This window comes from Dermacoccus sp. CCH2-D9 (genome assembly GCF_001556795.1).
Taxonomy (GTDB): domain Bacteria; phylum Actinomycetota; class Actinomycetes; order Actinomycetales; family Dermatophilaceae; genus Dermacoccus; species Dermacoccus nishinomiyaensis.
On record NZ_LSJT01000033.1, the window covers coordinates 1 to 9,153 of the forward strand.

General features: G+C 69.9%; 9 protein-coding genes and 1 pseudogene. 5 read left to right on the forward strand and 5 right to left on the reverse strand.

Translation table 11 applies throughout. The annotated features are described in order from the left end of the window. The 3 genes from AX669_RS02490 to mraZ form a co-directional block, all read right to left on the reverse strand. Positions 1–492 (reverse strand): hypothetical protein (locus AX669_RS02490; protein ID WP_197418839.1); only part of this gene is annotated, 492 nt, incomplete at its 3' end. A gap of 140 nt (positions 493–632) precedes the next feature. Further along, complete coding sequence (gene rsmH, locus AX669_RS02495) at positions 633–1,604, reverse strand: 16S rRNA (cytosine(1402)-N(4))-methyltransferase RsmH (protein WP_062256353.1); 972 nt, start codon at positions 1,602–1,604, stop codon at positions 633–635. 138 nt (positions 1,605–1,742) lie between these two features. Continuing rightward, positions 1,743–2,174, reverse strand: coding sequence for a division/cell wall cluster transcriptional repressor MraZ (mraZ, locus tag AX669_RS02500; RefSeq protein WP_006946550.1), 432 nt, complete (start codon positions 2,172–2,174; stop codon positions 1,743–1,745). A 396-nt stretch (positions 2,175–2,570) separates the two neighbouring features. On the opposite strand from mraZ, the gene AX669_RS02505 reads away from it, so the two are divergent. From AX669_RS02505 to AX669_RS02525, 5 genes are all read left to right on the forward strand, one after another. Next, entirely contained in the window at positions 2,571–3,542 is a 972-nt protein-coding gene (locus AX669_RS02505) for a MoxR family ATPase (protein WP_038567730.1), read from the forward strand. After that, positions 3,539–4,639 (forward strand): DUF58 domain-containing protein, encoded by a 1,101-nt coding sequence (locus tag AX669_RS02510; protein ID WP_062256355.1) that lies wholly within the window; start codon positions 3,539–3,541, stop codon positions 4,637–4,639. Before AX669_RS02505 ends, AX669_RS02510 begins: the two co-directional genes overlap by 4 nt. Beyond that, a complete protein-coding gene (locus tag AX669_RS02515) occupies positions 4,636–6,831 on the forward strand; it encodes a DUF3488 and transglutaminase-like domain-containing protein (RefSeq protein WP_062256357.1) in 2,196 nt (731 codons plus the stop codon). The genes AX669_RS02510 and AX669_RS02515 overlap by 4 nt, the downstream gene beginning before the upstream one ends. A 694-nt stretch (positions 6,832–7,525) precedes the next feature. After that, complete coding sequence (locus tag AX669_RS02520; protein ID WP_062256358.1) at positions 7,526–7,801, forward strand: hypothetical protein; 276 nt, start codon at positions 7,526–7,528, stop codon at positions 7,799–7,801. Positions 7,802–7,858: 57 nt separating this feature from the next. Next, on the forward strand, positions 7,859–8,077 hold the full coding sequence (locus tag AX669_RS02525) for a hypothetical protein (RefSeq protein ID WP_062256361.1): 219 nt from the start codon (positions 7,859–7,861) through the stop codon (positions 8,075–8,077). On the opposite strand, the pseudogene AX669_RS02530 reads toward AX669_RS02525, so the two are convergent. Then, positions 8,067–8,366, reverse strand: a pseudogene (locus AX669_RS02530) (integrase core domain-containing protein); the annotation flags it as partial. The gene AX669_RS02525 and the pseudogene AX669_RS02530 overlap by 11 nt on opposite strands. A 7-nt stretch (positions 8,367–8,373) precedes the next feature. Beyond that, a partial coding sequence (locus AX669_RS02535) for an IS30 family transposase (RefSeq protein ID WP_156444896.1) occupies positions 8,374–9,153 on the reverse strand: 780 nt, incomplete at its 5' end.

Sequence of the window (9,153 nt, forward strand, 5' to 3'; positions counted from 1 at the left end):
CTTCTTCGCCGCCTCGGCCTTCTTCGCCGCCTCGGCCTTCTTCGCCGCCTCGGCCCTCTTCGCCGCCTCGGCCGCTGCCTTCTCCTTGGCTCGAGCCTGCGCCTGCGCCACCGGGTCGGTGATGTGCAGACCGACGGTGCCGCTGGCGATCACCTCGCCGGCCGCCTTGCTGGCGGGGGTGCTCGGGAGCGTGTTCACACTAAGCGCCGTGCCCGCCTGGCTCGGGTGTGCCACGCCGAGCTTCTTGCCCGTGTCTCGACTCACATAGGTGATCGACGCCGGCTTGCCCATGCCGTAGCTCTCGGCCTTCAGCGTGAGCTCCTCGGGCGCGGACACGGCCGAGATCTCGCTGTCGAGCGCCTGCTCTCGCTCGTTGAGCGTCGAGACGTCACTGCGCAGCGTCGAGAGGGTGAACGACTGCTCGGCGCGCATCGTGTTGAGGAACAACAGCGCAAGCGCCGAGGCCACCGCGACGAGGACGGCGAGCGCCATGAAGCGAGTGTGCCCGGCGCGCTCGGCGGTGGCAACCTGAGTCGCTGGCCGAGCCGGACGCGCACCGGAACGGGCCGAGGTGACGCGGGGGCGACTCGTCGTCACTCGACGAGGGGCGCGGGTGGGGGCGGCCAGCTGGGTCATGACTGGCTTCCTTTCGCTCGGGTGCGTTCGATGACTCGTAATCTGACGGAGGCACTGCGGGGGTTGCGCTCGAGTTCGTCCTCGCTCGGGACGGCGGCGCCCCGGGTGACGAGCGCGAACTCGGGACGGTGCTCGGGTAGTTCCACCGGTAGACCGGGCGGCGCGGTCGAGGCGGACGCGGTTGCGAAGGCGCGCTTCGTGATGCGGTCCTCCAGCGAGTGGAACGACAGCACGGCGAGGCGTCCGCCGACGGCCAGCGAGTCGAGCGCCGACGTCACAGCCTGCTCCCAGCCGCGCAGTTCGTCGTTGACCTCGATGCGCAGGGCCTGGAAGGTGCGCTTGGCCGGGTGGCCGCTCTGACGCTGCGAAGCGAGCGGGATGACCGAGCGCAACATCTCGACGAGCCGACCCGACGTCGTCCACGGCTGCTTCTCGCGCTCCTTGACGACGGCGTGCGCGATCTTGCGGGCGAAGCGCTCCTCGCCGTACGTCTTGAGGATGCGCTCCAACTCGTCCTGGCTGGCGGTGTTGAGGACGTCGGCGGCCGTGGGCCCGTCGCTCGTCTGGTCCATCCGCATGTCGAGTGGCGCGTCGGCGCGGTAACTGAAGCCGCGGTCGAGCTCATCGAGCTGCAGGCTGGAGACGCCGAGGTCGAACAGCATCGCGTCCGCGGGGCGGGGCAGGACGTCGGCGACCTCGGTGTTGACGGCGTGCACGCCTTCGAAGCGGTCACCGAAGCGGGCGAGGCGTTCACCGGCCAGACGCAGGGCCTCGGTGTCACGGTCGATTCCGATGGCGCGGGCCTCGCCGAAGCGCTCGAGCACGGCCTCGGTATGGCCACCCATGCCGAGGGTGCCGTCGACGTAGAGAGCGCCGGAGCGCGCGAGCGAGGGGGCGAGAGCGTCGAGGATCTCGGTGAGCATGACGGGCACGTGACGATCGGCTGCGAGGCCGCGTGACATCTCCATCGGTGCTCCGTCGCTCGAATCGGGGTGGGCGGCATTCGGCCGGCGGCGCTGCTGTCGCCAGGGCCCCCGCCGCTGGGCTTCCGGCACCGGGGAAGGTGTGTCGGATTCTCAGCGGCCGGAGACCTCGCGACAGCAGGGCTACAGCAAACCGGGAACGACTTCTTCGGCCTGCTCGGAGAACGGCTGTTCCGCGCCGGCGAGGTAGTCGTTCCACGCCTGCGTGTCCCAGATCTCGACGCGGTTGCCCGCACCGATCACCGTGCATTCCTTCGAAAGACCCGCGTACTCGCGCAGCAGCGGCGGGATCGTCACACGCCCCTGCTTGTCGGGGATCTCGTCGGAGGCCCCCGAGAGCAGGACGCGCTGATAATCACGCACCGCACGCGAGGTGACGGGTGTCGTGTTCATCGCGGCAGCGATGCGCTCGAACTCGTTCATCGGAAAGACGTACAGGCAGCGTTCCTGCCCACGCGTCATGACGAGGCCCGCAGCGAACTTCTCGCGGAACTTCGCGGGAAGGATCATGCGGCCCTTGTCGTCGAGACGCGGCGTGTGGGTACCCAGAAACACGGCTGGGCACCTCCCGTCACCGATCTCGCTCCGATGACCCCCACTCTACTCCACTTCACCCCACCATGTCGCCCCATCATGTCTGATCTCGTGATCTGGGCAGAGCGATTTCCGCGTCATTGAAGGGCTGACGGCGGGTGGGGCGCGGTGGAGGGAAAAAGCCGCCGCTCCCCGACCGTGGGGGCGCGGGGTCCGGCTCGGTCGACGGCTTCACAGCCACGGCACGTCGTCGAGAACGCAGGTGGAGGGATGTGGAGGAACCCGGTGGAGCGCAGTGGAGGGCGTGCGTGGAGCGCGGTGGAGGGCGACGCTCTCGTCGGCCAGGCGGGTGACGACGCATCCGACCCCGCGGGGCGAACTGTGGCCGGGGAGGGAAGTTTGGCAAGATCGTGAGTCATGGAACGCCGCAGCCCCGAGCCCCGCCCCGCGACCACCGACGTCCTCGGCCTCGCCGACGCCGTGCGCCGCAACGTAGCCCTCGTCGTCGAGGGCAAGGACGACGTCGTGCTCACGGCCGTCACCGTGCTGTTCGCGGGCGGTCACCTGCTCGTCGAGGACGTGCCGGGCGTCGGCAAGACCGTGCTCGCCAAGGCCCTGGCCCGATCGGTCGACGCGACGATGCGACGCATCCAATTCACGCCCGACCTGCTCCCGAGCGACATCACCGGTGTCAACGTCTACGACCAGGGCAAGGGTGACTTCACGTTCCGTCCGGGCGCGGTGTTCGCGAACATCGTCATCGGTGACGAGATCAACCGCGCCTCGCCGAAGACGCAGTCGGCGCTGCTCGAAGCGATGGAGGAGCACCAGGTGAGCATGGACGGGCGCACCATGCCGCTGCCGCGCCCCTTCATGGTCGTCGCGACACAGAACCCCGTCGAGATGGACGGCACCTTCCCCCTGCCCGAGGCGCAGCGCGACCGTTTCATGGCGCAGATCAGCATGGGTTACCCCTCTGCGCGCGCCGAGCTCGACATGCTGCTGCACCACGGTGAGAAGGACCCGCTCGACACGCTGCGTCCCGTCGCGAGCGCCGACGACGTCGAGCACGCGATCGATGCCATCGCGTCGCTGCACACGAGTGACGCGCTGCGTCAGTACGTCGTCGACCTCGTCGCCGCGACGCGCAGCCACCCCAGCCTGCGTCTCGGCGCGAGCCCGCGCTCCTCGCTGCAGCTGCTGCGCGCGGCGCGCGCCCACGCCGCCATCGCGGGGCGCGACCACGCGCTGCCGGAGGACGTCGCCGCCATGGCGCCCGCCGTCCTGTCGCACCGTGTCCTCATGAACCGCGCCCAGCGCGACGAGACGCCCGGTGACGTCGTGCGCCACCTCGTCGAGACCGTGGCTGTACCGTCGGCGTCGCGATGAGCGCGCTGCCGCGCCTCACCCGTCGTGGCCTGCTGCTCGCGGGAGCGGGCGTCGCCCTCGTGCTCATCGGCGCGTTCTCGGGTTTCACCGACCTCGTGCGAGCCGGGATCTTCGCGTTGCTGCTCCTCGTCCTCAGCGTGCTGACGCTGCTCGTCGCGACACGCGCGTCGGCGCAGGTGCGTCACGTCGGCCCGCGGTTGCCGCTCGAACCCGGTGACCGCGAGCGTGTCGCCGTCCACGCCGAGCTGTCGCCGTCGGCGCGCTTCTCGGGTGCCACCCTTCAGGAACCGCACACGTTCGGCGGCCCGACGCCGTCGTGGCCGGTCGAGGGGCGCCACTTCGACGGCGAATACGCGGTGAGCGCACCTCACCGCGGCCGCTTCGTCACCGGTCCGACGCGCCTGGTCGTGCGTGACCCGTTCGGCCTCGCGCACCTGACGCGGGACGTCGCCGCGCGCCGTGAGATCCGCGTGTGGCCCCGCCAAGACGTCGCGCTCACGCAGCAGCGCGAGCGCAGCCTCGTCGGCGACTCGAGCATCGAATCGCACCTCGCCTTCGGCGGCGAGGTCGGGGCGAGCGTGCGCCAGTACGTGCGCGGTGACGACATGCGCCTCGTGCACTGGCCCGCCACCGCTCGCCGCGGTGAACTCATCGTCCGCCAGCTCGACCCACCGACCGACGAGACCGCCCGTGCCCGGCTCGTCGGGCACGTCGAGACCCCGGGTGTCGACGCCGGATGGGAAGGCCTCGTCGAAGCCTGCGCCTCGTGGCTCAGTGCACGCGCCCGCGCGCACCAGCCCTTCGCGCTGCGGGTCGGCGCCGAGACCTACCGCGATCTCCACGACGCGATGGACGCCCTCGCCGTCGCGGGTGATTGCCCCCTCGTCGACGACGCCGCGTCCGCACACGTCGTCTTCGTCCACGCCGACACCGCGGGCTCACTGGGGCCGGCGCCGTCCGGGGGTGAGGCGTTCGTCGCCGGATCACCCGATGCCGTGACGCCGATGCGCGCCCGCCTCGACGCCGACGGGTGGAGCACACACACGGTGCCCGAGGCGCGCCCCGTCACCACCGCCCCCGCCGAAGGAGCTCGATGACCACCCGCCGCATCCTCGCCGAGGTCGCCCTGGGGCTGCTGTGCCTGAGCGCCTGCTGGCCCCTCGTCGAGCTGTCGAAGGCCGACAGCGTCGGCGTGCCGATCGTCGTGGCCGCGCTCGTCATGTGGGCGATCGGCGCCGGGCTGCGACGCGTGGGTGCACGCTCCTGGCTCATCGTGCTCGCGCAGGCGGCGGCCGTCGTGGTCTCGCCACTCGCGGCGCTCGCCGCGCACGGGGTCTCCCCGACCCCGTCCGCGCTGCGGGCCGCCGGCCACGAGGCGCAGAAGGTCGCCAACTCCTCCGTCGCTCCCCTGCCGGCCGTCGCCGGCATCATCGCCGCGCTGACGCTCGGCGCCGCGCTCGTCGCCCTCGTCGTCGACTACGTCGGGGGCACCTCGAAGCTGCCGGCCGCCACCGTCCTGCCCGTCGCGGCGCCGTTCGTGCTCGCGACGACCGCCCTCGGTCAGACGTTGCCGCTGCCCTACTTCGCTGCTGCCGCAGCCGCGTGGGCGCTCCTGATGTGGCTGAGCACGAGTCGTTCCCGCACGTTGACGGGTGCGCCCGTCTTCGCCGCCGTGACGGTGCTGGCCGTGGCCGGCACCGCCGCCCTGTCGGGGCACGTGCCGACCCGCGCGACTCCGGCTCTCGCCGAGGGTGGGGCCCGGGGCGTTGACACGAGCGTGGACTTCTCGACATCGCTCGACCTGAGCAAGGATCTGTCCTCGCGCAACGCGGCGCCCGTCCTCACCTACACGACCGAGGACTCACAGCCCGGCCCGCTCCGGGTGACGACGAGTTCGACGTACGCGGACGGCCAGTGGCGCGCCCGCACGAACGAGCCGACGACGAAGGTGAAGGCCAACAGCGAGTTCCCGGCGCTCGGCTACGACCCGGCCGTGCCGACGACGAGCTCGCAGGCCACCGTCACGCTCAACGCGATGAAGCCGCCGTTCATCGCCGCGCCGACGACGCTGCGCGCCGCCGCCTTCGGCCAGGGCCACGACACCTTCGACGTCGGAACGACGACCGGCGTGCCGCACCTCGCCGCTCAGGTGCCCGCGTACGCCGTCATCTTCCGGACGTTCACGGCGGCAGCGCGCCCCGTCGACGACTCGGCCGTCAGCGCCGGAACCGGTGGGGTGACGCAGGACGACCTCGACGTCGCTTCGCTGCCGCAGGCGGCCCGCACGCGGATCGACGCGCTGCTCACCGCCTCCGGCGCCGGGGATGCGGCCTCGCGTTTCGACAAGGCCGTCGCCATCCAGAACCACCTGCGCGCCGACCCGTCCTACACGTACTCGCTGACGCTCGCCCCGACCCGCACCGTCGACGGCGCGCAGCTCGACCCCCTGTCCAACTTCCTCGAGACGAAGCAGGGTTACTGCACCCAGTACGCCACCGCGATGGTGATGAGCGCGCGCTCGCTCGGCATCCCGGCGCGCGTCGCGATCGGGTTCCTTCCCGGCACGAAGCGTGGCAACGAGTACGAGGTCCGCGCCGCGGACGCGCACGCCTGGCCGGAGCTGTACTTCCCCGGCATGGGGTGGACGCGGTTCGAGCCGACGCCCGGTTCGCGCTCGGGCGCGGCCCCGGCCTACGCACGGACGAGCCCGTCCGCGACGAAGTCGTCGTCGAGCGCCCCGACGACGAGCTCGAGCGCGCCCGTGCCGTCCACTCGTTCGGTTGCCCCGTCGACGACGCAGACGTCGAGGTCGACCTCGCACGGCGCGCCGGTGACGCCCCACGACGACGGCGTTCTTGGTCGCGTCCTGCTGACGCTGCTCGGCGCACTGGCCGTCATCGCCCTGCTCGGCGCATTGCCGCTGCTCGGTTGGTGGCGACGCAACCGCCTGGTGCGTCAGGCACGTGAGCCCCGCGAGCGTGACGAGGCGCTGTGGCACCGCATGGTGTGGAACCTGCGCGACCTCGGGTACGTCATCATGACCGAGCGATCCCCACAGGAAGCGGCCGGCCGGTTCGCCGACGACAACCCGCGCGCGTCGACGCACCTCGTCCAGGCCGTCGAACGCGCGGCACACTCGATCGAGAACTCGCGCTACGCTCCGACGCCTGCGCGGGGCATGGCTGCCACGACCGAACGCGTGACGCGCGCAGCACGCTCCGACGCCTCCGTCGGCGCTCGCCTGCGGGCGTGGCTGCTGCCCCGCTCGGCGTTCGGGGCACGGAGCTGACGTCGCCGCGGGGCCCTTCGAGCGTGGGTTCCGCGGTGCGTCAGACGTTCTGGCTTGTCCGGTGTGCCGGATGGTCGGGCGTTCGACCCGTCAAGGTCGCGGATATCTGCGTTTTCCCTACGCCCAGACTTCCCGAACGAGGGCCCTGTAACACGGCATACACGACGAACCGGCCCACATCCACTCGAGTGGATGTGGGCCGGTGGCGTCGTGCGCGAGGCTGCGAACGCCTCGCGCCTCGTCCACGACTCTCAGTCGAGGATTCTCAGTCGAGGTAGTTGCGCACTAAGAACGCGTTAGCGCTGTGCGGATTTCAGGTGGTGGCGCGGTGATTGAGCGTCAGGCAAAGCGCTGTGCCGCGTAATACCCCCGACTAAGTGGAGACCCCGCGAGGTTGCAGCCTCCGGGGTCGTGACGAACAGCATGGGAGTGCTGAACGTGAACCCGATTCTAGATGTGTGGTGCGCCCTATGCGACCACCTCGCACCCTTCGCGGCTATGGCCGTGGTGCCGCTGCTGCTGTGGGTGCACCACTTCGAGACGATGCCGCCGGCGGCTATTCACGAATCCGGTAGTACGGAACCCGTAACAGCGGCGTGCTCGTCGGTGACGTAGCCACTGGTGAGGTCATCGACCTTCCCTCTGACAGCGGAAAGGTCGTCGCCACTACCGACGCCCCTGAGGGGTGGGCCGCATGAGCGCCGCGCAGGACGCCGCGCGCCTCGTGAGCCTCGCCGTGGCGCACAACGACGCCACCGAGACGCTGCTCGAGCGCACCATCGCAGGCACCGCGAGCCCGTGGGACGCCCGCGCCGTCACTGCCGCGTTCGATGCGATGGACGCCACCCGCCACGCGCTCAAGATCGCGCACTTCCCCGACGCTCGCGCCGTGTTCGTCGACCTCGGCCGCGTCATCGTCGAACACCGCGACGGACGCTTCGAGCGCGTCGCCACCGACGAAGAAGCCTGAACGCGCAGGTGTAACAAACGTGACACCTGAGCCCACCCCCCACCGAAAGGCACGACCATGACGACCACCACCACGACCACCACGACGTTCGAGGACGTGCGCGCCTGCCGAGTGCCCTGGTGCCAGGAACACACCGCGCCGCTCGAGGCCGCCCACGACCTCGGCGACGGATGGATACGCGACCCCAATGAGCCCGGCCTTGTACGCATGCACGTGCGCCCCGGCCGCTTCTTCGACCTGAAGCGCCCTGGGTTTCGTTCCGCGCTTATGTGGTGACGAGAGCTCTCGTCTGGGACTGATCGTAAGCCGCTTCGACCTCGACCGGCGTTCGGTAGCCCAGTGCCTCGTGTAGGCGCTGATGGTTCCACCAGCTCACCCACTCCAGCGTCGCCAGTTCGACCGCTGATGTCGATGGCCACGTGGGGCGTGAGTAGATCAGCTCGGCCTTGTACAAGCCGTTGACCGTCTCAGCGAGGGCGTTGTCGTACGAGTCGCCCACTGTCCCAACGGAAGGCGCGACGCCGTGCTCGGCCAGCGTGTCGGTGTAGGCCAGGCTGACGTACTGACCGGATTCAACTGGTCGTTGCAACACCGGCTTCTTGGAGAGACTTTAGCTGCTCGTTCAGTGCCTCGGCAGGTGTCTTCCACCCTAGGCTCTTGCGTGGACGAGTGTTCAGCGTGTGCGCCACGGCGTTGATCTCGTGTGCCGACCAGCGTGACAGGTCAGTGCCCTTGGGGAAGTACTGACGAAGCAGGCCGTTCGTGTTCTCGTTGGTGCCGCGCTGCCACGGTGAGTGCGGATCGGCGAAGAACACCGGGATGCCTGTCTCGACACGAAACGCTGTGTGCGCGGACATTTCCTTGCCGCGGTCCCACGTCAGTGAACGCCTCAACTCCACCGGCAGACGTGTCATCGTCGTCGACAACGCGTTCTTCATCGTGATCGCGCCGTACCCGGCCAGGGCCGGCCCATTTTTCACTGATTCCTTGTGCCGATAGCCTTCCTCGCGGGGCAGGTGAACGAGCATCGTGTAGCGGGTGGTGCGCTCCACGAGCGTGCCGATCGCGGAGCGTTCCAGCCCGATGATCAAGTCGCCCTCCCAATGGCCCGGCACTGCACGGTCGTCGGCTTCAGCAGGCCGTTCACTGATGAGCGCTTCGGGCGTGACGTGCGCCCACGTCGTGCGCTGCGCGCGCGCCCGCGGGGCGCGCAGCGCACGCCCGGTGCGCAGGCACAAGATGAGTTCACGTCTCAACGCTCCTCGGCCTTGGATGTAGAGGGATTGATAGATCGCCTTGAATCGCCCCGGGTTTGTTAGAGGCTGAGTAATGCCGTTTCGGCGGGCGCCGCA